The sequence below is a fragment of the Paeniglutamicibacter psychrophenolicus genome (genome assembly GCF_030812255.1).
GTDB classification, from domain to species: Bacteria; Actinomycetota; Actinomycetes; order Actinomycetales; family Micrococcaceae; genus Paeniglutamicibacter; species Paeniglutamicibacter psychrophenolicus_A.
The window spans coordinates 193,120-217,329 of record NZ_JAUSSH010000005.1 but is presented as its reverse complement, the minus strand read 5'-3'; the positions used below and the strand labels follow the sequence as shown (position 1 = coordinate 217,329).

At 67.8% G+C, this 24,210-nt stretch carries 24 protein-coding genes; 11 read left to right on the top strand and 13 right to left on the bottom strand.

The features are described from left to right. Positions 1 to 10: 10 nt before the first annotated feature. From J2T21_RS09710 to tkt, 3 genes are read right to left on the bottom strand one after another with little or no spacing between them, the layout of a single operon-like run. Positions 11 to 1,636, bottom strand: coding sequence for a glucose-6-phosphate isomerase (locus J2T21_RS09710; protein ID WP_307580854.1), 1,626 nt, complete (start codon positions 1,634 to 1,636; stop codon positions 11 to 13). Continuing rightward, a complete protein-coding gene (gene tal / locus J2T21_RS09705) occupies positions 1,636 to 2,748 on the bottom strand; it encodes a transaldolase (RefSeq protein WP_307580852.1) in 1,113 nt (370 codons plus the stop codon). Before tal ends, J2T21_RS09710 begins: the two co-directional genes overlap by 1 nt. Before the next feature lie 27 nt (positions 2,749 to 2,775). After that, positions 2,776 to 4,887, bottom strand: a complete 2,112-nt coding sequence (gene tkt / locus J2T21_RS09700) for a transketolase (RefSeq protein WP_307580850.1) — start codon at positions 4,885 to 4,887, stop codon at positions 2,776 to 2,778. 315 nt (positions 4,888 to 5,202) lie between these two features. Between tkt and J2T21_RS09695 the strand changes: the two genes are divergently transcribed. Further along, positions 5,203 to 6,186: a heme o synthase gene (locus J2T21_RS09695; protein WP_071216760.1), complete on the top strand. Its 984-nt coding sequence runs from the start codon at positions 5,203 to 5,205 to the stop codon at positions 6,184 to 6,186. Between the two features lie 642 nt (positions 6,187 to 6,828). Then, the gene (locus J2T21_RS09690) at positions 6,829 to 7,542 is read left to right on the top strand and encodes a phosphotransferase (protein WP_307580848.1); all 714 of its coding nucleotides are present in this window, start codon (positions 6,829 to 6,831) and stop codon (positions 7,540 to 7,542) included. Between the two features lie 65 nt (positions 7,543 to 7,607). Here J2T21_RS09690 and J2T21_RS09685 read toward each other — a convergent pair whose 3' ends face one another. Genes J2T21_RS09685 through J2T21_RS09675 form a run of 3 tightly spaced genes read right to left on the bottom strand, consistent with a single transcriptional unit; the run spans position 7,608 to position 10,267 of the window. Continuing rightward, the gene (locus J2T21_RS09685; protein ID WP_307580846.1) at positions 7,608 to 8,540 is read right to left on the bottom strand and encodes a COX15/CtaA family protein; all 933 of its coding nucleotides are present in this window, start codon (positions 8,538 to 8,540) and stop codon (positions 7,608 to 7,610) included. A 19-nt stretch (positions 8,541 to 8,559) separates the two neighbouring features. Continuing rightward, a complete protein-coding gene (locus tag J2T21_RS09680; RefSeq protein ID WP_307580844.1) occupies positions 8,560 to 9,330 on the bottom strand; it encodes an ABC transporter permease in 771 nt (256 codons plus the stop codon). Next, complete coding sequence (locus J2T21_RS09675; protein WP_307580962.1) at positions 9,320 to 10,267, bottom strand: ABC transporter ATP-binding protein; 948 nt, start codon at positions 10,265 to 10,267, stop codon at positions 9,320 to 9,322. Before J2T21_RS09675 ends, J2T21_RS09680 begins: the two co-directional genes overlap by 11 nt. Before the next feature lie 159 nt (positions 10,268 to 10,426). Here J2T21_RS09675 and J2T21_RS09670 point away from each other — a divergent pair, with 159 nt between their 5' ends. From J2T21_RS09670 to J2T21_RS09650, 5 genes are all read left to right on the top strand, one after another. Further along, positions 10,427 to 11,215 (top strand): helix-turn-helix transcriptional regulator, encoded by a 789-nt coding sequence (locus J2T21_RS09670; RefSeq protein ID WP_373457912.1) that lies wholly within the window; start codon positions 10,427 to 10,429, stop codon positions 11,213 to 11,215. Continuing rightward, the gene (sufB, locus tag J2T21_RS09665; protein WP_307580842.1) at positions 11,212 to 12,672 is read left to right on the top strand and encodes a Fe-S cluster assembly protein SufB; all 1,461 of its coding nucleotides are present in this window, start codon (positions 11,212 to 11,214) and stop codon (positions 12,670 to 12,672) included. The genes J2T21_RS09670 and sufB overlap by 4 nt, the downstream gene beginning before the upstream one ends. A gap of 2 nt (positions 12,673 to 12,674) precedes the next feature. Further along, on the top strand, positions 12,675 to 13,952 hold the full coding sequence (sufD, locus tag J2T21_RS09660; RefSeq protein WP_307580840.1) for a Fe-S cluster assembly protein SufD: 1,278 nt from the start codon (positions 12,675 to 12,677) through the stop codon (positions 13,950 to 13,952). A 78-nt stretch (positions 13,953 to 14,030) separates the two neighbouring features. Next, positions 14,031 to 14,789 (top strand): Fe-S cluster assembly ATPase SufC, encoded by a 759-nt coding sequence (gene sufC / locus J2T21_RS09655; protein ID WP_307580838.1) that lies wholly within the window; start codon positions 14,031 to 14,033, stop codon positions 14,787 to 14,789. A gap of 2 nt (positions 14,790 to 14,791) precedes the next feature. Further along, positions 14,792 to 15,136, top strand: coding sequence for a metal-sulfur cluster assembly factor (locus J2T21_RS09650; protein ID WP_071216770.1), 345 nt, complete (start codon positions 14,792 to 14,794; stop codon positions 15,134 to 15,136). 92 nt (positions 15,137 to 15,228) lie between these two features. Here the strand turns inward: J2T21_RS09650 and ypfJ are convergent, their stop codons facing one another. Next, positions 15,229 to 16,143 (bottom strand): KPN_02809 family neutral zinc metallopeptidase, encoded by a 915-nt coding sequence (gene ypfJ / locus J2T21_RS09645; protein ID WP_307580835.1) that lies wholly within the window; start codon positions 16,141 to 16,143, stop codon positions 15,229 to 15,231. Positions 16,144 to 16,226: 83 nt separating this feature from the next. Next, positions 16,227 to 16,883, bottom strand: a complete 657-nt coding sequence (locus tag J2T21_RS09640; protein ID WP_307580833.1) for a TetR/AcrR family transcriptional regulator — start codon at positions 16,881 to 16,883, stop codon at positions 16,227 to 16,229. A 55-nt stretch (positions 16,884 to 16,938) separates the two neighbouring features. Here J2T21_RS09640 and J2T21_RS09635 point away from each other — a divergent pair, with 55 nt between their 5' ends. Both J2T21_RS09635 and J2T21_RS09630 read left to right on the top strand, forming a co-directional pair. Next, positions 16,939 to 17,391 (top strand): nuclear transport factor 2 family protein, encoded by a 453-nt coding sequence (locus J2T21_RS09635; RefSeq protein WP_307580831.1) that lies wholly within the window; start codon positions 16,939 to 16,941, stop codon positions 17,389 to 17,391. Continuing rightward, complete coding sequence (locus J2T21_RS09630; protein ID WP_307580829.1) at positions 17,388 to 18,281, top strand: SDR family oxidoreductase; 894 nt, start codon at positions 17,388 to 17,390, stop codon at positions 18,279 to 18,281. The genes J2T21_RS09635 and J2T21_RS09630 overlap by 4 nt, the downstream gene beginning before the upstream one ends. A 41-nt stretch (positions 18,282 to 18,322) precedes the next feature. Here the strand turns inward: J2T21_RS09630 and J2T21_RS09625 are convergent, their stop codons facing one another. The 5 genes from J2T21_RS09625 to J2T21_RS09605 form a co-directional block, all read right to left on the bottom strand. Beyond that, positions 18,323 to 18,949 (bottom strand): energy-coupling factor transporter transmembrane component T family protein, encoded by a 627-nt coding sequence (locus J2T21_RS09625; RefSeq protein WP_307580826.1) that lies wholly within the window; start codon positions 18,947 to 18,949, stop codon positions 18,323 to 18,325. Then, complete coding sequence (locus J2T21_RS09620; protein ID WP_307580824.1) at positions 18,946 to 19,659, bottom strand: energy-coupling factor ABC transporter ATP-binding protein; 714 nt, start codon at positions 19,657 to 19,659, stop codon at positions 18,946 to 18,948. The genes J2T21_RS09625 and J2T21_RS09620 overlap by 4 nt, the downstream gene beginning before the upstream one ends. 57 nt (positions 19,660 to 19,716) lie before the next feature. Continuing rightward, positions 19,717 to 20,331, bottom strand: coding sequence for a biotin transporter BioY (locus J2T21_RS09615; RefSeq protein WP_307580822.1), 615 nt, complete (start codon positions 20,329 to 20,331; stop codon positions 19,717 to 19,719). 155 nt (positions 20,332 to 20,486) lie between these two features. Beyond that, the gene (gene cls, locus J2T21_RS09610; protein WP_307580820.1) at positions 20,487 to 21,941 is read right to left on the bottom strand and encodes a cardiolipin synthase; all 1,455 of its coding nucleotides are present in this window, start codon (positions 21,939 to 21,941) and stop codon (positions 20,487 to 20,489) included. A gap of 19 nt (positions 21,942 to 21,960) precedes the next feature. Then, positions 21,961 to 22,995 carry an AI-2E family transporter gene (locus J2T21_RS09605; RefSeq protein WP_307580818.1) on the bottom strand — a complete coding sequence of 345 codons (1,035 nt, stop codon included), beginning with the start codon at positions 22,993 to 22,995 and terminating at the stop codon, positions 21,961 to 21,963. Positions 22,996 to 23,091: 96 nt separating this feature from the next. Here J2T21_RS09605 and soxR point away from each other — a divergent pair, with 96 nt between their 5' ends. Together soxR and J2T21_RS09595 are read left to right on the top strand one after the other, a co-directional pair. After that, complete coding sequence (soxR, locus tag J2T21_RS09600) at positions 23,092 to 23,571, top strand: redox-sensitive transcriptional activator SoxR (protein ID WP_307580816.1); 480 nt, start codon at positions 23,092 to 23,094, stop codon at positions 23,569 to 23,571. A gap of 91 nt (positions 23,572 to 23,662) precedes the next feature. Next, on the top strand, positions 23,663 to 24,181 hold the full coding sequence (locus tag J2T21_RS09595; protein ID WP_307580814.1) for a flavin reductase family protein: 519 nt from the start codon (positions 23,663 to 23,665) through the stop codon (positions 24,179 to 24,181). Positions 24,182 to 24,210: the final 29 nt, after the last annotated feature.

Here is a 24,210-nt window from a genome sequence, read left to right as displayed (position 1 = left end):
GGATCAGGCCCTAAGCCAAATCCCGCACCAGCTTATCCAATTGGGCCAATCCCGCTTCCTTGTCCCGCAGGTGCAGGCGCAACACCGGGCGTCCCGCATCGGCCAGCACCGCCGCGTCGCCGGAAGCCTGTGCGGCAATCAGCTCCCCGAAGGTGAAGGGGCGCTCGGGGATCGACAGGTCCATCGCGGAGTCCGCGGTGACCTGCAGGTAGGCACCCACGCGCGGGCCGCCCTTGTGGAACTGCCCGGTGGAGTGCAGGAAGCGCGGGCCCCAGCCGAAGGTCACCGGTCGTCCGGTGGCCGTGGCCAGTGCCGGGCGGATGGCCTCCAGCGCGGTGTCCGCGCGGCGGTCCAGGTAAGCCTGCACCGACAGGTACCCGTTGCCCGGCAGCGCCTCCAACAATGCCGCCAGTGCGCCGGCGACCGAGTCGACGCCGGTGAGCAGCCCGGCGGAACCGCGGACCTCGATCGCGCCCTCGGTGAGCTGCGCGGGGACCGGATCCGGGGTGGAATCCAGCAGCGAGCGGGCGGCGACCTTGGCGGCCTCCACGTCGGGCTGGTCGAACGGGTCGATCTCCAGCAGCCGCCCGGCGACCACCGTGGCGTACTCCCAGAGCAGCATCTGCGCGCCCAGGGCACCGGAGACGGCGACCGAGGCCGCGTTGGCATCGATGTCCCCGTCGGTGAGCAGCCCGGTGTCGGCCACCAGGCGGATCTGCAGGAAGTCAGCCGCGCCGGAAGTGGTTTCCGGCGCCCCGTCCTCCACGACCACCGGCAGCACGCCGGTGCCCAGCTTGCCGGTGGATTCGGCGATGAGCTGTTCGGCCCAGTCGGCGAACCCGACCAGGCCCGAGCCCTCGTCGGCGAAGATCAGCTTGTCGCGCAGCGGCACGGTGCCGGCAAGCGCGGCGCCCAGGGCCAGGGCGATGTTGTCCTCGTCGTCCTCGGCCAGGAACTCCGCGGCGTCGGACGCCTCGTCCAGGAACGCCTCGATGTCCACCCCGGCCAGGCCGGAGGGGACCAGCCCGAAGGCGGTCAGCGCCGAATAGCGCCCGCCCACGGTCGGGTCGGCGTTGAACACCGCGCGGTAGCCGGCCTTGCGGCTGGCCTCATCCATCGGGGAGCCGGGGTCGGTGACCACGATGATCCGGGCGGCGGCGTCAAGCCCGGCGTCGTTGAACGCCTGTTCGAAGACGCGGCGCTGCGAGTCGGTCTCCACGGTGGAACCGGACTTGGAGGACACCACCAGGGCGGTGGTGGCCAGCCGGTCGGTGAGGACGCCGGCAACCATTTCCGGGTCGGTGGAGTCGCAGACGACCAGCTCGACGTCGTTGGTCGCGCAGATGACCTCGGGGGCCAGCGAGGAGCCGCCCATGCCCGCAAGCACGATGCGGTTCACGCCCTCGGCGCGCAGCTCGTCGCGCAGCGCCAGGATGCCGGGCACCAGGGCGCGCGAGCTTTCCGCGGCGTCGACCCAGCCCAGGCGGATCGCGGCCTCGGCGCGGGCCGAGGCGACCCACACCGTGGTGTCCTTGGCGGCGATGCGGCTGGCGACCTCGTCGGCCACCAGCCCCGGCACATGCGCCTCGATGGCCGCTTGCGCGGCACCGGTGGCGATGAAACCCAGGGAGCTCATTAGTTGCCTGCCTTCTTCAGCGAGACGGCGAGGTCGGTGAGCAGCTCGTTCCAGGCGGCCTCGAACTTGTCCAGGCCCTCGACCTCGAGCTTGGCCACGACCTCGTTGTAGCTCACGCCCAGGGCTGCAAGCTCGTCGAGCACGGCGTTGGCCTGCCCGTAGGTCCCGGACACGGCGTCCCCGGTGATCTGGGCGTGGTCGGCGGTGGCTTCCAGGGTCTTTTCCGGCATGGTGTTCACGGTGTTCGGCGCGCACAGCTCGGTGACGTAGAGGGTGTCCGGCAGCGCCGGGTCCTTCACACCGGTGGAGGCCCACAACGGGCGCTGGGCGTGGGCGCCGGCGGCGGCCAGCAGGTTCCAGCGCTCGGAGGTGAAGGACTCCTCGTAGACCTGGTAGGCCAGGCGGGCGTTGGCGACGCCGGCCTTGCCGCGCAGGGCCAGTGCGGTGTCGGTGCCGATGGCGTTCAGGCGCGCATCGACCTCGGTGTCCACGCGGGAGACGAAGAAGGAGGCGACCGAGTGCAGCTTGGAAATATCGTGCCCGTTGGCCTTGGCGGCCTCGAGCCCGGTGAGGAAGGCGTTGATGACCGCGCGGTAGCGCTCCAGGGAGAAGATCAGCGTGACGTTCACCGAGATGCCGGCGGCCAGCGTCTGCGCGATGGCCTCCAGGCCCTCGACGGTTGCCGGGATCTTGATCAGCACGTTCTCGCGGTCGACCATCTCGGACAGGACCTTGGCCTCGGCGATGGTCTCGGCGGTCTTGCGGGCCAGGCGCGGGTCGACCTCGATGGAGACCCGGCCGTCGGCGCCGTTGGAGGCGGCGTGGACGGGTGCGAACAGGTCGCAGGCCGCCGCGACGTCGTCGCTGGTGATCTTGAAGACCGCTTCCTCGGCGTCCATGCCGGCAGCTGCAAGTTCCTTGACCTGTGCGGCGTAGGACTCGCCGTCCTGCAAGGCGGCGTGGAAGATCGAGGGGTTGGTGGTGACCCCGACGACGTTCTTTTCCTTGATCAGTGTTTCCAGCGAACCGGAGGTCAGGCGTTCGCGGGAGAGGTCATCGAGCCAGATCGAGACGCCGGCGTCGGAGAGGGCCTGGGTGTTTGCGTTGCTCACGATGGGAATCCTTTGGGTGTTGTGGTGTTACTTGGCAGCGGAGATGGAATCGAGGGCGGCGGCGGTGACGGCCTCCGCGGTGATCCCGAACTCCGAGAAGAGTCGCTTGTAGTCGGCCGAGGCGCCGTAGTGGTCAAGGGAAATGATGCGTCCGGCATCCCCGACCAGTTCGCGCCAGCCCTGGGCCACTCCTGCCTCGACGGAGACGCGGGCCTTCACGGCCGCGGGCAGCACGGACTCGCGGTAGGCGGCGTCCTGCTTGTTGAACCATTCCAGGCACGGGATGGACACCACGCGGGCGGGCACGCCCTGGGCCTGCAGGGCCTCGCGGGCCTCGACGGCCAGGGATACCTCGGAGCCGGTGGCCAGCAGCAGCACCGCCGGTGCGACGACCTCGCCGTTGGCGGTGGCGTCGGCGAGCACGTAGGCGCCCTTTTCGGTGCCCGATGCGGCGCCGAAGCCCAGGGCGCTGCGGTCGTAGACCGGCAGGTTCTGGCGGGAAAGGATGATGCCGGCCGGGTTGGAGGTGGTTTCCAGGATCTTCTTCCAGGCGAAGGAGACCTCGTTGGCGTCCGCCGGGCGGACCACGTCCAGGTTCGGGATGGCGCGCAGGGATGCGAGCTGCTCGACCGGCTGGTGCGTCGGGCCGTCCTCGCCCAGGCCGATGGAGTCGTGGGTCCAGACGTAGATCGACGGGATTCCCATCAGCGCCGAGAGGCGGATGGCCGGGCGCTGGTAGTCGGAGAAGATCAGGAAGGTGCCCGAGTAGGCGCGCGTCGGGGAGGCCAGGGTGATGCCGTTGACGATGGAGGCCGCGGCGTGCTCGCGGATGCCGAAGTGCAGCACCCGTCCGTACGGGTTGCCCTTCCAGGAGTCGGTGGAACGCGATTCCGGGATGAAGGAGGGCGCGCCCTCGATGGTGGTGTTGTTCGAGCCGGCCAGGTCGGCGGAGCCGCCCCAGAGCTCGGGCAGCACGCCGGCCACGGCGTTGATGGCCTTGCCGGAGGCCGAGCGGGTGGCGACGTCCTTGCCGGGCTCGAACACCGGGAGGTTCTGATCCCAGCCGGCGGGCAGCTGGCCGGATTCCAGGCGTGCCAGCAGTGCGGCGTTCTCCGGGTTGGCGGCGGACCAGGCGTCGAAGCCTTCCTGCCAGGCGGCGCGGCTGGCCGTGCCGCGGGTCTGGACCTCGCGGGCGTGGCCAAGCACGGCTTCGTCGATGGCGAAGGATTCGGCCGGGTCGAAGCCCAGGGCCCGCTTCAGGCCGGCGACCTCGTCGGCGCCGAGCTTGGAGCCGTGGATGCCGCCGGTGTCGGCCTTGGTCGGCGAGGGCCAGCCGATGACGGTGCGCAGGGAAATGATCGAGGGGCGGGAAGTCTCTGCCTTGGCGGCGCGCAGTGCGGCGTCCAGCTCGGCGAGGTCCTCGACGTAGTTCCCGGTCTTGGTCCAGTCCACGCGCTGGGTGTGCCAGCCGTAGGCCTCGTAGCGGCCCAGCACGTTCTCGGTGAACGCGACGTCGGTGTCGTCCTCGATGGAGATGTGGTTCTCGTCGTAGACCACGACGAGGTTGCCCAGTTCCTGGTGGCCGGCCAGCGAGGAGGCCTCGGAGGTGACGCCCTCCTGCAGGTCGCCATCGGAGGCGATGACCCACACGGTGTGGTCGAACGGGGAGGTGCCGGCGGCGGCATCGGCGTCAAGCAGGCCGCGCATGCGGCGCTGGGCGTAGGCGAAGCCCACGGCCGAGGCCAGGCCCTGGCCCAGCGGGCCGGTGGTGATTTCCACGCCTGCGGTGTGGCCGTATTCCGGGTGTCCGGGGGTCTTGGCGCCCCAGGTGCGCAAGGATTCGAGGTCTTCCATCTCCAGGCCGTAGCCGGAGAGGAAGAGCTGGGTGTAGAGGGTCAGCGAGGTGTGGCCGGGGGAGAGCACGAAGCGGTCGCGCCCGATCCAGGACGGGTCGGACGGGTCGTGGCGCAGGTGCTGCTGGAAGATCAGGTAGGCGGCCGGTGCCAGCGAGATCGCCGTTCCGGGGTGCCCGTTCCCCACCTTCTCGACCGCGTCCGCGGCCAGCACGCGGGCGGTGTCGACTGCTCGCTGGTCAAGATCGGTCCAAGCGAATTCGCTGTTGTCTGCTAGTGGCGCCACGTTGTGGGTCCTCCCTGTACGGTGTGCATTTCAAAGTCTGTTGGTTGCGCCGGGGTCCCGCCCCGTAAGCACAACGCCGCCGTCCCATCCAATGGTTCACTGGGCGGATTCGGCGGCGGCGCAACGCTTCCAGCTTAGCGCCATCGAGCCCGAAAGTGCCCGTTTGCGACCGCTTGTTGAGGCATGGCGAAAACATTGCCCGGCTCCGGTACGCCGACGCGGGCCCGCCCGCATTGCACCCCGACCCATTTCTACACGACGTAAAAGGGTATGCTAGAGGGTGATTGTCCTTATTACCCCCGTAGAACTGAGTAAATGTCTGTGAAGACCGTGTCCGTTGACTCCGCAACGAGGGCCCGCGCAGCTCGCCAGCCGAACGAATCGGCCGGCGAATTCGTTTCGCGAAAAGCCAAGGCCTATCTGGCCCTGACCAAGCCACGTGTGGTTGAACTGCTGCTCGTGACCACGTTGCCGACCATGATGTTCGCCGAGCGCGGTTTCCCCTCGATTTCGCTGGTGCTGGCCACGCTGCTCGGCGGTGCCATGGCGGCCGGCGCGTCCGGCTCCTTCAACTGCTACATCGACCGCGACATGGACAAGGTGATGCAGCGCACCAAGGGGCGCCCGCTGGTCACCGGAGAGGTCACCCCGCGCGAGGCGTTGGTCTTCTCCTATGTCCTGGCCATCGCCTCGCTGGCGGTGCTCTGGTTCGGCACCAACCCGCTGACCACGGCCCTGGGCCTGGCCGCGATCCTCTTCTACGTGGTGCTGTACACGCTGATCCTCAAGCGCCGCACCGCGCAGAACATTGTCTGGGGCGGGATCGCCGGCTGCATGCCGGTGCTCATTGCCTGGGCCGCGGTGACCAACAAGGTCGAATGGCCCGCGATCATCCTGTTCCTGATCATCTTCCTGTGGACCCCGCCGCACTACTGGCCGCTGTCGATGAAATACGCGGACGACTACAACGCCGCCCACGTGCCGATGCTCGGTGCGATCTCCACGGCCCGACGCGTCTCGGTGCAGGTCGTGCTGTACGCCTGGGCCACGCTGGTGTGCTCGCTGCTGCTGGTCCCGATGGGCTATGCGGGCATCGTCTACACCGTCATCGCCGGCGTTTCCGGCCTCTGGTTCGTCTACGAGTGCCACGTGCTCTACCGCGAGGCGCAGCGTGACCACGAGCCGGCGGACATGAACAAGAAGGCCATGAAGGTCTTCCACATCTCCATCACCTACCTGACGCTGGTCTTCGTGGCACTGGCCATCGACCCGTTCGTGGGCGGCCCGCTCTTCGGCTGATCCCGCCACATCCTCTTCGCAAGCGGCCCCCCGGTTCATCCGGGGGGCCGCTTTGTTGTCGGTGACCGGTTGCCCCGGGGAGCGCATGCAGGCCCGGAACGCTCGGCGGACCATGCGGATCACGTCGCCGCGCCCTCGTACCCACCGGGTCTCCGGGTGCCGTCGGGACCGAATCCGTTGCGGGAGCATAAGGCCGCGGCGCGCGCGTTCGCCTCGAGCGCCCACAGGCTCGCCGGCTCCTTCCCGAGCGCCGCATCGGGCAACCACTGGCCCGCCCCGGAGCCGTGTGCCGCAGCCAGCAGGCAGATGAACCACAATTCCCTGGTCCGCGGGGCGGGGTGTCCTGGCTCGCCCCGGCACCGGCCAGGCCGACGAGCCGGCCGTCCCGCTCGGCCACCGCACAGCGGTCGCCGAGACGCGGGGCCGTGCAGATCGACCCCCACATCCGGATCCTGCCGGTGCGCGCTTCCTCGCCCCAGGCGGAAGCGGGGAGCACCCCGGCATGGGTTTCGGCCCAGATCTCCAGGTGGAGTTCGGCCAGCGCTGCGGCGTCCCCGGGGCGCGGAGCGCGGATGCGGGTCGGTGTCGTCGAAGCAACTTTACCGACCGGGGGCCGCGGCACCGCGGGTAGTCTTTCGAACCATGCGGACATGGGACAACGGACAGCTTTCGGTCCGGCAAGCGAGGTTCGACCGGGTGTGGCTTGGGGCCCCGGTGCTGCTGGCGGATTTGTCGTGGGGCCAGCTCGACACCAAGGTGCTGCACGTCCGAGCGGGAAACCGCGAGGTCATCGCCAAGGGCGCCGGGGGAGCGAACCACCACATCGGACGCGAGCCCACCGCGCACCGTGGACACACCGGCCGGCTGGTCGCCGCCGGGCCGGCCGGGGAACTGCTGCAGGGATGCCGGGAGGCGGGCATCATGGTCCTGGAATACCGGCCCGGGGTGTTGTTCGAGGGCACCGCGGCCGAGTACTCCCCGGACATCCACGAGCAGGCCGGTGCCGCGTTTCGGCTGCTGCACGGCACCGGGGGCCGCCGGGACGAGGACCACGAGGCCGGTGCCACGGCGCGTGCGCCGCATTGGCTCGACGCGCGGCACCTGGTCGATGCGGCCACCGAGCGGGCGGCCCGCCGCCGGCTTGCCGAGCATGGCGCGCACCCGGTCACGGTGGTGCCCACGCATGGGGACTGGCATCCGCGGAAGTGGCTCAGCGAGAACGGCAAGCTGCGCGTCAACGACTTCGGCCGTTTCGCGTTCCGCCCCGCCGCCACCGACCTGTGCCGGCTGGCCATGCAGCAGTGGGACACGCGGTGGGCGATGCGCGATTCGAGGCGCAGGGCCACCGGATACTGAAAGAGGCCCTGTCACGCTTCCAGCGCGCCAGGGCCTCCCTCAAAGTTGCCGGTGTTCGGTAAAGGTCAGAACGGGAACTTCGCGGTGGTGCGGTCCCAGACGTTGACGGCCGCGGCGGCCAGCAGCGAGGCGCCGAGCATGTGCAGCAGCACCAGGAGGATCGGCAGGCCGGTGAAGTGCTGGACGTAGCCGATGACGCCCTGCAGCACCACCACTCCGGCCATCAGCCACAGCGGGGTGCGCAGCTTCGCATCGGAGCCGTGGCGCAGCGCCAGCACCAGGGCGGCAACCGTGGCAATCACCAGCAGGTAGACCGGGACCACGTGGATGCGGGTGACGATGTACGGGTCGAACATGTGGCGCGGGGCGTCCGCGTCGCCGGCGTGCGGGCCGGTGCCGGTGACGATCGTGCCCAGCACCAGGGCCAGGATGGAGGTGGTGAAGATGGTCCAGGCCAGGAAGCGCTGGGTGGCTCCGGCCGGTTCGCCCAGCGAGGTGGCCCCGCGGCGCAGCGCCCCGGTGCGGTTCACCAGCAGCGCCGCCGCCATGACCAGGGCCGCGGAGACCAGGAAGTGCAGCGAGACGACCCACGGGTTCAGCCTGGACCAGACGGTGATGCCGCCGATGACCGCCTGGGCGGGAATGACCGCCAGCAGTGCGATGGACAGGCGGTAGATGGTCTTGTGGGTGGAGCGCATGCGCCAGATCGACACGATCATGGCCACCGCGATGGCGGCAAGGATGAACGTCAGGGTGCGGTTGCCGAACTCGATCAGCCCGTGGATGCCCTGCTCCGGAACCGGGGTCATCGACCCGGGCACGCAGTTGGGCCACTGCGAGCAGCCCAGCCCCGACTTGGTCAGGCGGACGGCGCCACCGGTGACGATGATGCCGATCTGGGAGGCTAGGGAGGCGATGGCCAGGCGGTGCACCGTGTTGTTCACGGTGGTGGGCAACTTGTCCGTCCAACTGTTGGTGGCGGGGGAGGTGGTGCTCATGGTGTTGTGCTCCAGGATTCTAGTTCCACTTGAACCAGCGGGTTGCGGCGAAACCGGCAATGATTGTCCATGCCAGCAGGATGAGGATCCCGGAGACCGACCCGGTTCCGGTGATCAGGGCCGCCCTGAGGGAATCGCCCAGGGCGGCCGAGGGCAGCAGGTCGACAATCGGCTGCAGGTATGCCGGGGCCCGGGTGCTGGGGAACAGGATGCCCCCGACAGCGGCCAACAGGACCCAGGCCAGGTTGGTGATGGCCAGCGTAGCCTCGGGGCGCACGGTCCCGGCGACCAGCAGGCCGAGGGCCGTGAACGCCGCCGCACCCAGAACCAGCAGCGCGATGGCCCAGCCGATGCCGGCGGGCGCCGGCCGCCACCCCAGCAGCAGCGCGGTGCCGCCGATGACCAAGACCTGGAGGAAAAGGACCACCAGCACGGCCATGACCTTGCCGTAGATCAATCCGGCACGGCCCAGCGGGGTCGTCGAGAGGAAGCGCAGCACCCCGTAGCGGCGGTCGAAGCCGGTGGCGATGCCCTGCCCGGTGAACGCGGTGGACACCACGCACAGGGCCAGCACGCCGGGGGCGGCGGCGTCGATGGGGTTGGCGGCGACATCCTTGAGCAGGTCGGTGAAGACCAGGCCGAGGAGGGCCATCAGCGGCAGCACCACGGCAACGACGAGCTGTTCGCCGTTGCTGATCATGCCCAGGGTCTCGTAGCGCCCCTGCAGCAGGATGCGCCGCAGTGTTCCCTGCGCGTTGGCGGCCGGTGCGGCCTGCATACTAGTTGGCATTGTTTCCCTTGTCGGCAATTTCCAGGAACACGTCTTCAAGCGTGCGCGGTTGCATGGTCAGCGCGTGGGGCAGGACGCCCTCGCGGGTCCACCACGTGGTCAGTTCGGCCAGATCCCCGGGGGAGCGGACGCCATCGAGGCGGTAGTGTCCGGGGGAGGCCTCGGCGAGGGTGAGGTGCTCCGGCAGCGCGGGCAGCATCATGGCCGCCCGGGCGGTGAAGGTCACGGCCTGGGCCGGGGTTTCGTGCGCGGCGTGCGCCGTGAGCTCGGAGACCGTTCCCTGGGCCACGTTGCGCCCGTCGTCGATGATGTAGACGTAGTCGGAAAGCTTCTGCGCGTCTTCCATGAGGTGGGTGGTCAACACGATGCACATGCCGGCCTCGCGCAGTTCGCCGATCAGCTCGAAGACGACCTGGCGCGATTGCGGATCCAGTCCGGCGCTGGGTTCGTCGAGGAAGACCACGTCCGGGTTTCCCGCCAGGGCGGAGGCCAGCGCCACGCGTTGCTTCTGGCCGCCGGAGAGCCGGCGGATGGAGGTGGTGGCGAACTCGTTGATGCCCAGGCGCTCGATGAGGGCGTCGAGGTCGGCGGGCCGCCGGTAGAACGAGGCGACATGGCGCAGCAGCGGGATCGGGCGCAGCGAGGGCGGCAACCCGCCGTCCTGCAGCATGACCCCCACGCGCGAACGCAGTGCGGGGCTGGCGCCGTAGGGATCCTCGCCGAGCAGTCGGACGGTGCCGCCGTTGGGGCGCAGCAGGCCCTGGGCGCACGCCAGGGTCGTTGACTTCCCCGCGCCGTTGGATCCCAGGATGGTGGTCACGCTGCCCGCGTCGGCCTTGAGGCTGATGCCGTGGAGCACCCGCATCATGCGGCCATCCAGGGCGGGGACGGGACCGAAATCTTTGAGCAAGTCCTCAATCACGAGACTTGTAGACACATTGGACACCCGGTTATTCTATGTCAGGTAGAAGACACTGGGGCCAGGGTGTGGCCCCGGTCTCTTTGTCGGCTAACTTTTCTTCGGCCGGGTTCCACCTGCGACGAAGTAAGCAGTGCCTTACTAGACGGATGCACTGGATTAGAGCATGCTTGTGTTGTGTATTCATCGAAAACCGACGTGCCGGCCGGCGACGCCCCGGCACGCATCGTTCCCGCGACAGGGGAAGCCGAAGAACGCACCCGCGACCGAGTCCTGTATTCCGTTTTGGAGGATGGCCCGGTCAGCGCCGCCGAATTGGGCGAGCGCTTGGGCTTTACCCCTGCAGCCGTTCGTCGCCACCTTGATGCGCTCTCCAAGCAAGGGCTCGTCGAGGTCAAGCTCGTGGCCAACCAGCGCACCGGCGCCGGTCGGCCGTCACGCCGCTATGTGCTTTCGCACCGCGGCCAAACCAGGATGGGCAACGACTATCTTGACATCGCCACCGAGGCGCTGACCGAACTCGGTCGTGCCGCCGGCCCCGATGCGGTCAAGGCCTTTGCCGCCCGCCGCTTCGGCGAGATGGAACGGCGCTACCGTCCCATCATGGCCGGCATCGACGGACTCGAGGAGCGCGCCGAGGTGTTGAGCGAAGCGCTCAGCGCGGACGGCTTCGTTGCCTCCACCCGCAAGGTCGGCGCAGATTCGCCGACCGCGACCATGCTCAGCGTCCAGCTGTGCCAGGGGCACTGCCCCATCCAAGAATTGGCCCGGGAATTCCCCGTCTTTTGCGAGATGGAAACCCAGACCTTTTCCCGCCTGCTGGGTGTCGATGTGCGAAGGCTCTCGACACTTGCCAGCGGCGGGCATGTGTGTACGACCCACATACCCGTGGGTCGCAACCAAACTCCTCAGCGAGCTGAGAAGAGAACTCGAATCAAGATCACGAAGCAGGAGAGGCCGCGATGACGGATCAGATTGCACAGGAGTCCACTGACGCCGGCGTGATTACCGAGATCCTGGAGAAGAACCCAGAACTCCATGGAATTGGTAATTACGAATACGGATGGAGTGACAAGAACGACGCGGGTGCCAATGCACGCCGCGGCATCAACGAGGACGTTGTCCGCAACATCTCGGAGCTCAAGAGTGAGCCCCAGTGGATGTTGGACATGCGCCTCAAGGGCCTGAAGTACTTCGATCGCAAGCCCATGCCCACCTGGGGTGCAGACCTCTCGGGCATCGACTTCGACAACATCAAGTACTTCGTGCGTTCCACCGAGAAGCAGGCAACCAGTTGGGATGACCTGCCCGACGACATCAAGAACACGTACGACAAGCTCGGCATCCCCGAGGCAGAAAAGCAGCGCCTGGTTTCCGGTGTCGCCGCCCAGTACGAGTCCGAGGTTGTCTACCACCAGCTCCGCGAGGATCTGGAAAAGCAGGGTGTCATCTTCCTAGATACCGACACCGCGCTGCGCGAGCACGAAGACATCTTCAAGGAGTACTTCGGCACGATCATCCCGGTGGGCGACAACAAGTTTGCCTCGCTGAACACCGCGACCTGGTCCGGCGGCTCCTTCGTCTACGTTCCCAAGGGCGTCCACGTGGACATCCCGCTGCAGGCATACTTCCGTATTAATACGGAAAACATGGGTCAGTTCGAGCGCACCCTGATCATTGCCGATGAGGACTCCTACGTTCACTACATCGAGGGCTGCACCGCCCCGATTTACACCTCGGATTCGCTGCACTCGGCAGTTGTGGAAATCATCGTGAAGAAGGGCGCCCGCGTCCGTTACACCACGATCCAGAACTGGTCGAACAACGTGTACAACCTGGTCACCAAGCGCGCCGTCTGTGAAGAGGGCGCGACCATGGAATGGGTCGACGGCAACATCGGCTCCAAGGTCACCATGAAGTACCCGGCCGTCTACCTGGTCGGCGAGCACGCCAAGGGCGAGACCCTGTCGATCGCCTTCGCCGGTGCCGGACAGCACCAGGACACCGGGTCCAAGATGGTCCACATCGCCCCGAACACCTCCTCGAAGATCGTCTCGAAGTCGGTGGCCCGCAACGGCGGCCGCGCCGCCTACCGCGGCCTGGTCCAGGTCCGCGAGGGCGCCAAGGGTGCACGCAACTCGGTCGAGTGCGACGCGCTGCTGGTTGACCAGATCTCGCGATCCGACACCTACCCGTACATCGACGTCCGCGAGGACGACGTGACCATGGGCCACGAGGCAACCGTCTCACGCGTGTCCGAGGAGCAGCTCTTCTACCTGATGAGCCGCGGCATGACCGAAGAGGAAGCCATGGGCATGATCGTGCGCGGCTTCGTCGAGCCGATCGCCCGCGAGCTTCCGATGGAGTACGCCATGGAACTGAACCGCCTCATTGAACTGCAGATGGAAGGATCCGTCGGTTAATCATGACTGATACCGCAACTCACTTAACGGGCGAAAAGGCCCGCATCGGTGCGCCGAGCATTGCCGGTTTCACCGAAGAGGGCGAAAACCTTTCGCCGTTGAACGCAGCAGCATCCCCGATCGGCGGTGACGCCTCCAAGGCGCACAGCCACGGCGGCGGTGCGGGAATCCCCGATTCCTCGCGTGCCGGTCGCAAGACCAGCTACAACGTCGAGGACTTCCCGGTGCTGACCGGTCGTGAAGAGGACTTCCGCTTCACGCCGCTCAAGCGCATGGGCGGCCTGCACAAGAACGAGCTGACCGGGGTTGCCCCCGCGTTGACCGTCGAAGGCGCCAACGTCTCCACGCTGGAAACCGTTGCCATGACCGACGCGCGCGTCGGTTCGGCCGGCATCCCGGAGGACCGCATCTCGGCCAACGCCTGGAAGCACGCAGCCGAAGCGAAGATCGTCACGATCCCGGCGAACTCCACCGGCGAACAGGTCACCTTGACCTACACCGGAACCTCGCTCGATGCCGCGGCCAGCCACATGGTGGTCATCGCCGAAGCCAACTCCGAGTCCGTGGTGGTCATTGACCACGTCGGGTCCGCGGTACTGGCTCAGAACATCGAATTCGATATCCGCCAAGGCGCCAAGCTGACCGTGATCTCGCTGCAGGCCTGGGCCGAGGATGCCATCCACGCATCCTCCCACCTGGCCAAGGTCGGCAAGGACGCGCACCTGAAGCACATCGCCGTCACCTACGGCGGCAACTTGGTGCGCATGACCCCGTCGGCGCATTTCGAGGGCGAAGGCGGAGAGGTGGAGCTCTTCGGACTCTACTTCGCGGATGCCGGACAGCACCTGGAACACCGCCTGTTCGTGGACCACGCGACCGAGAACTGCAAGTCCAACGTGTTGTACAAGGGTGCCCTGCAGGGCAAGGACGCGCACACAGTGTGGGTCGGCGACGTGCTGATCCGCAAGGAAGCCAAGGGGACCAACTCCTACGAGGCGAACCGCAACCTGGTGCTCACCGAAGGCGCACGCGCCGACTCGGTGCCGAACCTGGAAATCGAGACCGGCCTGATTGACGGTGCCGGACACGCCTCGACCACCGGACGCTTCGACGACGAGCACCTCTTCTACCTGATGAGCCGCGGAATCGACGAGAAGACCGCACGCCGCCTGGTGGTGCGTGGCTTCCTGAACGAAATCGTGCAGCAGATCCGGGTTCCGGAGATCGAGGAACGCCTGGCCGAGACGATCGAGCGCGAGCTCGCCGCCACGGACAACTAATCCAGGTATTCCCCCCCACCAACACCTAAAACTTCGTCGATTCACATCGACTTCACGGAAAGAGAACGGACTCAAGGCATGTCTACTCTGGAAATCAAGGACCTGCACGTCTCCATCGAGACCGAGCAGGGCAACAAGGAAATCCTCAAGGGCGTTTCGCTGGTCATCAAGACCGGCGAAACCCACGCCATCATGGGCCCCAACGGCTCGGGCAAGTCCACGCTGGCCTCGACCATCGCCGGCCACCCGCGCTACATCGTCACCTCCGGCTCGATCACCCTCGACGGTGCCGATGTCCTGGAGATGGGCGTTGACGAGCGCGCACGCGCAGGCATGTTCCTGGCCATGCAGTACCCGGTCGAGGTTCCGGGCGTTTCGATGACCAACTTCCTGCGCACCGCCAAGACCGCCATCGACGGGGTTGCCCCGAAGCTGCGGACCTGGACCAAGGACGTCAAGACGGCCATGGAAGCGCTGAAGATCGATGCCGAGTTCGCCTCGCGCAACGTCAACGAGGGCTTCTCCGGCGGCGAGAAGAAGCGCGTGGAGATCCTGCAGCTGGAACTCTTCAAGCCGAAGTTCGCGATCCTGGACGAAACCGACTCCGGCCTGGATGTCGACGCCCTGAAGGTCGTCTCCGAGGGCGTCAACCGCGCCCAGGAGCAGAACGAGATGGGCACGCTGCTCATCACGCACTACACCCGCATCCTGCGCTACATCAAGCCCGACTTCGTGCACGTCTTCGTTGACGGCAAGATCGCCGAGCAGGGTGGCGCAGAGCTGGCGGACCGCCTCGAGGAAGAGGGCTACGACCGCTTCCTGAACGTTCCGGCCTAGTCATGAGCGTATCCAACGAGACGACCAGCGGGTCCGCCGAGACTGCACTGGAGGACGTCGAAGAGGCGCTCAAGGACGTGATCGACCCCGAGCTCGGTGTCAACATCGTCGACTTGGGCCTGCTCTACGGGCTGAAGTACGCCGATGATGGCGCACTGCTCATCGACATGACCCTGACCACCGCTGCCTGCCCGTTGACCGACGTCATCGAGGAGCAGGTCGGCCAGGCACTGGAATCGGTCGTTGATTCCTACCGCCTGAACTGGGTCTGGATGCCGCCATGGGGTCCCGAGCGGATCACCGACGACGGACGCGACCAGATGCGGGCCCTGGGCTTCAACATCTAGTCCGCACGGACGAACACCACGCGAGGTGCGTTTCCCCTTTCCGGGCGAAGCGCACCTCGCGTGTTTTCCGGGTGCTGCCCCGCCGGGGGAGCCTACGCGCCGGGCTTGTCCAGGTTGCGCGCCGAGAGGGTGTCGCACTGGTTGATGTCCCCGGTGGCGTAGCCCTGCAGGAACCAGGCCTGGCGCTGGGCCGAGGAGCCATGGGTCCAGACCTGGGGGTTCACGCGCCCGGAGGCTGCTTCCTGGATGCGGTCGTCACCCACCGCCGAGGCCGCCGACAGCGCGGACTGCAGGTCGGCCCTGCGGATCGGCTGCATGAAGGTGTTGCCCTCGGCATCCTTCGTGGTGGCGGCGTGGGCCGCCCACATTCCGGCGAAGCAGTCGGCCTGCAGTTCCACGCGCACCGAGCCGGAGGTGGCCCCGGTGCCGCCCTGCTGCGAGGCGGCGAGGGTGCCGATCGTGTTTTGGATGTGGTGCCCGTACTCGTGGGCCACCACGTATTCCTCGGCCAGCGGCCCGCCGTCGGCGCCGTAGTTGGTGCTCAGTTCGGCGAAGAACCCGGTGTCGAAGTAGGCGACGCGGTCCCCGGGGCAGTAGAACGGTCCCACGGCGCTGCTTGCCGTTCCGCAGGCGGTGTCCACCTGCCCGTCAAAGAGCCGCACGCCCGGCCGTTCCACCGCCACGTTGTATTGCGGGAGGTAGTCGAGCCAGAAGCTGTCCAGCGACTGGGTGGTGGCCAGGATCCGGCAGTCGGTGCGCGCGTTGGCGTCGGCCCCGGTCTTGCAGCCTTCGAGGGCCGAGGGCCCGTCCTGCGTGGTTCCCTGCGTGGTTCCCTGCTCGGTGCCGATGCCGAGTTGGGCGAGCATGTCGGGGTTGATGCCGAGCAGCGCGGCGATCAGCACCACGATGATCCCGCCGCCTCCGGCGGCGATCTTCCCTCCGCGGCCGCGGCCGCGCGAGTCCCTGATGCGTCCGGAGTCAAGTTTCGCGTCGTCGTTGAAGCTCATGGTTCATACAATACGGGCGCCGGAAGGGTTTTGGGCGGCGTGTCGCATGCCGGGCCCGTGTCCTGTCCGGATTGCCGCAGCGGTCAGTCTCCGCCCGGAGCCGGGCGCACGAGTGCGCTCGCCATGGACCGCGCCACATAGCGGGCGAAGCGCGCGGTGCTCCAGCCGCGCTGGAGCACCAACAGTTCGTAGAGCTCCGGTGAGCTGTGCAGCCACATGACGTCTACAGCCTCCTCGAGGGCCACATCCCCGCGGAGATACCCGCGTTCCTGCAGGAAGCGGGCATTGTGCTCCATCCGTTGAAGGCGCTCGGCGTTGGATTGCTCCTGGAGCTCCGCCATGCCGGCATCGGTGGCCGCGGCGGAGCGAACCAGCAGCAGGATCGGGGTCAGGGATTCGGCGACCTCTGCGGTGAGCTCTCCCCAGGCGCGCATCAGGGACTGCGCGTCGGCGGCGCTCGTGCGCATGTCATCGGAGCGGTCGAATGCGGCCACGGGGCCGCGGCCCCGCAGCCCGCGTTCGTAGATGGCCCGCACCAGCCCGGGCTTGCCCCCGAAGGACTTGTAGATGGTCTCGACCGAGACCCGTGCGTCCGCGGCGATCCGCGCGATGGTGGTGCCCGGGTATCCGCGGGCCAGAAGCAGCTTCTGCGCAGCGTCGAGGATCGCGTCCCGGGTCTTTTGCGCGGCCGCGCGCCGGGAGGAGGAATCGTAGCCGCGGGAGCTCTTGACTGTGGGCATTTTTGGTTCCATACTTCGTATTAGTTACACCTAACTGTATCAAATTGGAGTTCCAATGGCCGACTCCCCAGCCGCATCCCCTGAGGCGTTGCTGGCCCGTCTGGTGGACGCCGTCAACGCCCACGACCTTGACGCCCTCGTGGCCTGCTTCGCGCCGGGCTACCGCAACCAGACGCCCGCCCACCCCGCCCGCGGCTTCACCGGGGCCGGGCAGGTCCGGAGCAATTGGCAGCGGATGTTCGCCGGGATCCCGGACCTGAAGGCCCGGGTCCTCGACCAATCCATCGACGGCCGGAGTGCCTGGACGGAGTGGGAGATCGGGGGCACCCGCCTCGACGGCGCACCGGTGCTGATGCGCGGGGTCATGATCTTCACCGTCAGCGACGGACTGCTGGCCGGCGTTCGGTTCTACATGGAGCCGGTGGATGAAAGCGGCGACGATGTCAACGCCGCCGTCGAGGAAACAACGGGTGCCGCAGCAACGGCTCCGGAGAGGGATTTGTCATGATTCTGGTCATCGGAGCCACCGGGCAGCTCGGCGGGCTCATTGCGCGGCGGCTTTTGCCCCGCGGCGAAGAGGTGCGGGTGCTGGTGCGCGACCCGGCAGCGCCCGCGGCCCGCGCCCTGGCCGGGGCCGGCGCCCGCCTCGTTCCCGGGGACCTGACGGCCCCCGCATCCCTGCGGGCAGCCTGTGAATCGGTCCGGGGGATCATCACGACCGCGAACTCGATGTCCCGCGGCGGGCCGGACACCATCGACTCGGTCGATCGACACGGCAATGCTAACCTCATCGAGGCCGCGACCGGAGCCGGCGTGGGTCGCTTCGTGTTCATCTCCGCACTCGGCGCCGATCCGCACCATCCGATGCCGCTGCTGCAGGCCAAGGGCGAGACCGAACGGCGCCTGGGGCAAAGCACCATGGACTGGACCGTGCTGCAACCGGACTTCTACATGGACATGCTGCCGATGGCCGTGATCGGTGCCCCGGCACTGTCCGGCGGAACCGTCACGCTGGTGGGAGAGGGCCGGCGGCGGCACTCGATCATCGCAATGAAGGACGTTGCCGACTATGCGGTTGCGGCGTTGCACAGCGATGGCGCCATCGGGAAGGTGCTGCAGCTCGGCGGTCCCGAGGCGGTGTCGTGGCGCGATGTCCTCAGGGCTTTCGAGCGGCATCTCGGGCGGGAAATCCCGGTTGGCTTTGTTGCGCCCGGGCAGCCCATTGACTCGATGCCCGAGATGCTTGCCGGGCTGCTCGCCGCGCTGGAGACCTACGATTCCCCGCTGGACTCCAGCTCGCTTGCCCGGCGCTATTCGGTGGTGCCAACATCGCTTGATGACTTTGTGCGCGGCGTGGTCGAGGCGGCGCGCGAGAGTGAACGGACGCGAACGGCCTGATCCCGCGGGCGGGAACCGAGTGCGTGGTTGCCGGGCCGAGGCTAGTTGCGCTCCATGATGCCGCGGGCGGCCAGGGCGTCGGCGGTGCGCTGGGCGTAGGCCACGGTGTTGATGACCACCGGTGCGGCCAGCGTTGCGGGGTTGCGGCCGATGCCGCGCGCCTTGGCGGCGTCTGAGAGCTCCTGCACCGAGGTGGCGATCGCCGGGATGCTGCGCAGCATCAGCGCCACGGCCAGGGCGATGGTGGCGGGGTTCCCGCCGAGCAGCCGCACCGGGGCCGCCGCGCGCTCCAGCCCGTCGAGCAGGGCCGCCTGGGTGGTGGTCAGCAGCACCAGGCGCCCGCACTGGATCACCGCGAGCATCCCGGACACCAGGGTCAGCGCGAAGAGCGGGGAGTTGATGATCGACTGGTGGATGCCCAGGATCGCGAAGATCCACCACAGCTGGCGCAGCGGGGCCGCCCAGGCGCGCAGCACCCGGGGTCCGGCCAGGGCGAAGAGGCCCAGGCCCAGCGCGAGAGTGCCCAGGCCCACGGCGGGGATGCGCCAAACCAGAACCGCGGTCCCCATCGCCAGCACCACCAGGTACTTGGCGGCCAGCGGCGCCCGGTGCACGATGCTGCGTCCGGGCAGGTAGTGGCCCAGCAGCATCTGGTGCGCGGCGCTCACGAGGCCAGGCTTCCGTGCCGGACCAGCCAGCGGTAGGCGGCCACGGCCTCGTGGGCCGGGCCGTCGAAGGCGATCTTCCCTCCGGCGACCACCAGCGCGCGGTCGGCGGCCGCCGCGAAGTCCAGGTCGTGGGTCGCGTAGATGACCTGCTGGTCCAGGGAGCCCAGCGTTCCCTGGAGCAGTTCATTGTTGGCCAGATCGAGCAGGGTGGTCGGTTCGTCGGCAACCAGGATGTCCTGTCCGGCGGCCAGCACGCTGCACAGCGCCACCAATTGCCGCTCGCCCCCGGAGAGGTCGTAGATGCTGCGCTGGGCCAGGTGCTCCAGGCCCAGCGCAGCCAGTGCATGAAGGGCGGCGGCGGCCCGGGCGTTGCGGTCCCTGTGGCTGGCCTTGAGCGAAAGCTCGACGTCCTCGGAGACGATGGGCATCACCAGCTGCGAGAGCGGGTCGGTGAACAGGAAGCCCACGCGTTGGCGCACGGACTTGGCCTGGCGCACGGTGTCGAAGCCGTGGACCGCGACCGAACCCGTCGAGGGGGACACCAGCCCGTTGAGCATGCGCAGCAGCGTGGATTTCCCCGACCCGTTGGCGCCGATGACGGCGATGCGCCGCTCGGCGAGTTCCAGGGTGCACGGTTCCAGAACGGTGCGCCCCTGTTGCGTAGGGTCGTCGGCGGGCAGGATCAGCCCGGCCTGGTTGAATCGGATCACGCTTAACGGTATTCCCTGCTGGTGGTGTGGATCGAATCCGGCCGCGGGCCGGTGGAGCTAGGCCTGGAAGCGGCGGGCTGCGAAGGCGGGGAAGGCCTTGAAGACGCTCACGGCGATGGCCGCGGCCAGCAAATTCTTCACCACGTCCCCTGGCCAGTAGGCCATGTCCAGGATGAAGGCCTGACCCAGCGGGATCTGGGCGTTCAGGCTCATGCCCAGGATGCCCAGCGGGTGCACGACAAGGATCGAGCCGGCCAGCCCGGCCACGAACAACCAGGCGAAGCGGTGCCTGCGGGCGACTTTGCGCAGCACGAGCGTGGCCAGCGCGCCGGTCACCAGGGCCGCGATCGGGAAGGAGAGCAGGTAGCCGGCGCTCGGGGCCGCCAGCGAGCCCAGGCCGCCGGAGAACTTGGCGAAGATCGGCACCCCGGCCAGCCCCACCACCAGGTAGAGGCCCACGGCCGATCCGCCGCGCTTCGAACCCAGTATCATGGCGGTGAGTGCCACGCCCATGGTCTGCAGGGTGATCGGGACACCCAGGGCACCCACCGGCACGGCCGGAACCAGGGTGAGCACCGCGATGAGCGCGGCGAAGACGGAGACCAGGGCGAGGTCGCGGGCCCCGATCCGGGCGGGGGTCTGCGCCTCGAGGCGCGGGTTGGCGGTGCTCATGTCGGGGGTGTGTTCCTGTCGGTTCGCGAGGGTGGCGGTGCGGTGGGCTGGTGACGCGGATGCGCTACCGACGACATTACTTGAACACCGTTCAAAAGTCTTGATCGCCGTGCACAAAGGTCCTGATCACGGGTCGAGGGCCGCGTCACAAACCGTCACTGCAGCATCGAGGTCAGCCGCGCGAGGTTGTCCAGCGCCCGCTCGCGCAACGGCCGGGCAAGCCATGGCCCAAGCTCAAGCTCCCGCGAGTTTTCGCGGTACCTGTCCTCCACCCGGAGCAGGTCCGCCAGCAGTTCCGGGCCGTGCAGCAGCACCGAGATCTCCATGTTCAACGAGAACGAACGCATGTCCATGTTCGAGGACCCGATGACGGCCACCTCGTCGTCGATGGAGAAGTGCTTGGCGTGCAGCACCTTCGGCGCGCGGTACAGGTAGATCCGCACCCCCGCCCGCAGCAGCGCCTCGTAGTAGGAACGCTGCGCATGGTAGACCATCGCCTGGTCGCCGATCTCCGAGACGAACAGCTCCACCGGTACCCCGCGCGCGGCGGTGGTGAGGATCGCCAGCAGGATCGACTCGTCCGGCACGAAGTAGGGGCTGGTGATGGACACCCGCTTGGTGGCCTGATGGATCATCATGGTGAAGAGCTTGAGGCTGTTGTCGTTCTCGAAGCTCGGGCCGCTGGGCAGCACCTGCGCGTCGATGAGCTCGGTGGCGCCCTCCAGCTCGATGGCGGTGGTGTCCAGTTCCAGCAGCTGGCCGGTCTCGGAGTACCAGTCGGTGATGAACACCGCGTCGAGCTCGCGCACCGCCGGACCCTCGATGCGCATCATCAGCTCGTGCCAGGACATGCCGCGCCGGATGTTCTTGGCCTTGTGGTAGCGCGGCTCGATCAGGTTTATCGAGCCGGTGAAGCCCGTGGAGGAATCGACGACCAGGATCTTGCGGTGGTTGCGCAAATCCGGGCGCTGCCACTGCCCGCGCCAGGGGCGCAGCGGCAGCATGTGGTGCACCTGCGCGCCGATGGATTCCAGGAACGCCGTGGTTTCCTTCCGCCGCGGGTACATCAGCGAGGCCAGGTGGTCCAGCAGCACCCTGACCTCGACCCCGCGCCCGCGCGCCCGGGCCAGGGCCTCGAAGAAGGGCGCCGTCGCCTCGTCGTGCACCCCGATGTAGAACTGCACGTGCACCCGGTGCCGGGCCGCATCGATGGCCAGCGCCATCTGCGTGATCGTTCCGGCATAGTCGTCGTTGAGCGTGATCTCGTTCCCGCCCACCATCGGCAGCGCGCCCAGGGCCTTGTTCAGCTGGGTGGCCGGGGCCAGCCAGGCGGGCCAGTCCGGTTCGTGGCTGGTCAGCCAGGGGCCGCGCGTGCGCTCGAGGATCAGTTCGTTGACTTCGCGTTGCTTGGCCCGGCGGTGTGCCGGCAGGCGGCCGAAGCCGACGAGCAGGAATGCGGCCGCGCCCAGAAAGGGGACGAACACGATCGCCATGACCCAGGCGATGGCCTCGGCCGGCTTGCGGTTGCGCGAGACCAGGATCGTCGCCAACAGGCCCAGGGCAACGTGCCCGGCTCCCAGGGCCAGCGCCCAGATGTCAAGATCGCTCATGCGCGCACCCCCGGGCGGTTCATCGTTCGGCCTGGGCCGGGACGACGACCTTCTTGAGGATCAACAGGATTGCCGCGGAGGCCGGGCAGGCGACCAGCGCGCCGAGCAGCCCCGCCAAGGTCCCGCCGGCCATCGCGCCGATCAGCACCATGGACGCCGGGATGCGGATGGCCTTGCCCACCACGCGCGGGGTCAGCACGTAGGCCTCGACCTGCATGTAGGCGAGCATCACGGCCAGCACCACCAACGCGGTGCCCGGGGAATGGAAAAGCGTGACCACCGTGACGATGGCGGTGCTGATGACCGAGCCCACCAGCGGAATCATCGTGATCGGCAGGGCCAGCACGCCGAGCACCGCGGCAAAGGGCACCTGCAGCACGCTCAGCAACACGAAGGTGAACGTCGCGTTGAGGGCTGCCAGGATAGCCATCCCGCTCAGGTAGCTTCCGACGGAGCCCGCGATCTCCTCGCCAAGCTCCCGCACCCGGTCGCGCCGGGACGCCGGAACCAGGTCGTAAAGGCCGTTCTTGAGCGGCTCGAGGCCGATGACGAAGTACATCGTCAGCATGGTCACGAAGAGTACCCCGAAGACGCCGTTGGCGACCCCGAATCCGGCCTTCAGGGCGCCGTTGCCCACCGCCAGCCACACCGCGGGGTCGGCCACGGTGCGCTGCAGCCAGTCGACGCCGGGAACCAGCGCCCCGCCGAGGGTCCCGTTGAGCTCGATGAACCAGCCCTGGGATTCGACGCCCTCCAGGCTCGAGGGCAACGAGACCAGCAGCTTCCGGCCCTCGGTGACCAACAGCGGGACCACCAGGGCCAGCACCAGGGCGGCAAAGACCAGCAGCACGGCCACCACGCACAGCAGCGCCCTGACGCGGTTCAGGCCCAGTTTCCCAAGCTTCCCGACCACCGGGTCCAGGCCCAAGGCCACAAACAACGCCACAAACACCAGCGTCAGGACATACGTCAGGGAAATCAATGCAGCACCCACCCCGAGCGCGGCAAGTACTCCCAGGGTTACGACAAACCCCGACCGGAAGGTGGGTTTCATGGAGCACGCGCCCTTTCGTTGACTGCCGCCTGTCAATGATCATGCCATCCCGGGCTCCGTGACATGCCAAGGACGCGAAGAAGGCAGAATGGAAACATGGACACGGGTGAGAACACGGCGCAGGACCTCAGCGTGGGGCAGGTGGCGGCCCGCTCCGGTGTCGCGGTCTCGGCCCTGCACTACTACGAGCGGGAGGGGCTGATCTCCTCCTGGCGCACCACCGGGAACCAACGCAGGTTCGACCGCGGTGTGCTGCGGCGCGTTGCAGTGATCCGCGCGGCCCAGCGCGCCGGCATACCGCTGCGCTCCATCGCCGAAATCTTTGCCGGGCTTCCGGCCGACGGAACCCCGCGCAAGGAGGACTGGCAGGCGGTCTCCGCGGCCTGGCGCGAGGACCTGCAGGAGCGGATCCACCAGTTGCAGTCGTTGCGCGACGGACTCGGCGGATGCATCGGCTGCGGCTGCCTGTCGCTGGCCGAATGCGGATTCGTGAACCCCAACGACAAGCTGGCCGACGACCGCGGCGGGGCCCTGTTGTTTCGGGACGACACCAGATTTGACCTCAACCAAATTTGACCTCAACCAAGGTTGAGGTTCTAGCGTGGGGAGCAAAGGACAGCCCGCGGCACCGCCACGGGCCCCGTGATGAGAGGAACCTCCACCCGCCGTGCAGACCCATTTTCCGGCCGCCACCGTTGCTGAGCAATTTCGCCTTGCCTTCGGCAACCATCCCGCCGGCGTTGCCGTGGTGACCGCGGCCGGATCCCGCGGACCGGTCGGCATCACCGCCTCCTCGCTGATCTCCGTGTCGGCCGACCCCGCTTACCTGGCCTTCAACATCGCCCGCAGCTCCGGCGCCGCCGCGGCCATCCTGGAGTCCGGAACCATCGTGGTGCACCTGCTCACCGACCGCAACGCCGATGTCGCGGCGCTGTTCGCCGGTCCCGGGGAGGAACGTTTCGCGAGGCTGGCGGGGTGGGAATACCTGCCCACCGGCGAACCGCTGATCCACGGCCTCGGAGTGGCCATGCGCTGCGAGATCGAGTCGCGGGTCCCCGCCGGCCCCGCAACCATCGTGGTGGCCTCGGTCCTCGAGGTCATGGGCGGGCAATCCCTGGCGGCGCCACTGGTCTACCACCGGCGCGGCTACCACAGCATTGGTGAGCACTCACGCCTCACCGCTTGACCGGCTCCCGGAAAACCGGGCACCGGATC

Coding starts and splice junctions, on each gene's coding strand:
- J2T21_RS09615 (WP_307580822.1), bottom strand. CDS start 20,331: ATGAGCACCGCCAACCCGCGCCTCGAGGCGCAGACCCCCGCCCGGATC.
- soxR (WP_307580816.1), top strand. CDS start 23,092: ATGGACACGGGTGAGAACACGGCGCAGGACCTCAGCGTGGGGCAGGTG.
- sufB (WP_307580842.1), top strand. CDS start 11,212: ATGACGGATCAGATTGCACAGGAGTCCACTGACGCCGGCGTGATTACC.
- sufD (WP_307580840.1), top strand. CDS start 12,675: ATGACTGATACCGCAACTCACTTAACGGGCGAAAAGGCCCGCATCGGT.
- J2T21_RS09710 (WP_307580854.1), bottom strand. CDS start 1,636: ATGAGCTCCCTGGGTTTCATCGCCACCGGTGCCGCGCAAGCGGCCATC.
- J2T21_RS09695 (WP_071216760.1), top strand. CDS start 5,203: ATGTCTGTGAAGACCGTGTCCGTTGACTCCGCAACGAGGGCCCGCGCA.
- J2T21_RS09650 (WP_071216770.1), top strand. CDS start 14,792: ATGAGCGTATCCAACGAGACGACCAGCGGGTCCGCCGAGACTGCACTG.
- J2T21_RS09630 (WP_307580829.1), top strand. CDS start 17,388: ATGATTCTGGTCATCGGAGCCACCGGGCAGCTCGGCGGGCTCATTGCG.
- sufC (WP_307580838.1), top strand. CDS start 14,031: ATGTCTACTCTGGAAATCAAGGACCTGCACGTCTCCATCGAGACCGAG.
- J2T21_RS09690 (WP_307580848.1), top strand. CDS start 6,829: ATGCGGACATGGGACAACGGACAGCTTTCGGTCCGGCAAGCGAGGTTC.
- J2T21_RS09640 (WP_307580833.1), bottom strand. CDS start 16,883: ATGCCCACAGTCAAGAGCTCCCGCGGCTACGATTCCTCCTCCCGGCGC.
- ypfJ (WP_307580835.1), bottom strand. CDS start 16,143: ATGAGCTTCAACGACGACGCGAAACTTGACTCCGGACGCATCAGGGAC.
- J2T21_RS09635 (WP_307580831.1), top strand. CDS start 16,939: ATGGCCGACTCCCCAGCCGCATCCCCTGAGGCGTTGCTGGCCCGTCTG.
- J2T21_RS09680 (WP_307580844.1), bottom strand. CDS start 9,330: ATGCCAACTAGTATGCAGGCCGCACCGGCCGCCAACGCGCAGGGAACA.
- J2T21_RS09685 (WP_307580846.1), bottom strand. CDS start 8,540: ATGAGCACCACCTCCCCCGCCACCAACAGTTGGACGGACAAGTTGCCC.
- cls (WP_307580820.1), bottom strand. CDS start 21,941: ATGAGCGATCTTGACATCTGGGCGCTGGCCCTGGGAGCCGGGCACGTT.
- J2T21_RS09605 (WP_307580818.1), bottom strand. CDS start 22,995: ATGAAACCCACCTTCCGGTCGGGGTTTGTCGTAACCCTGGGAGTACTT.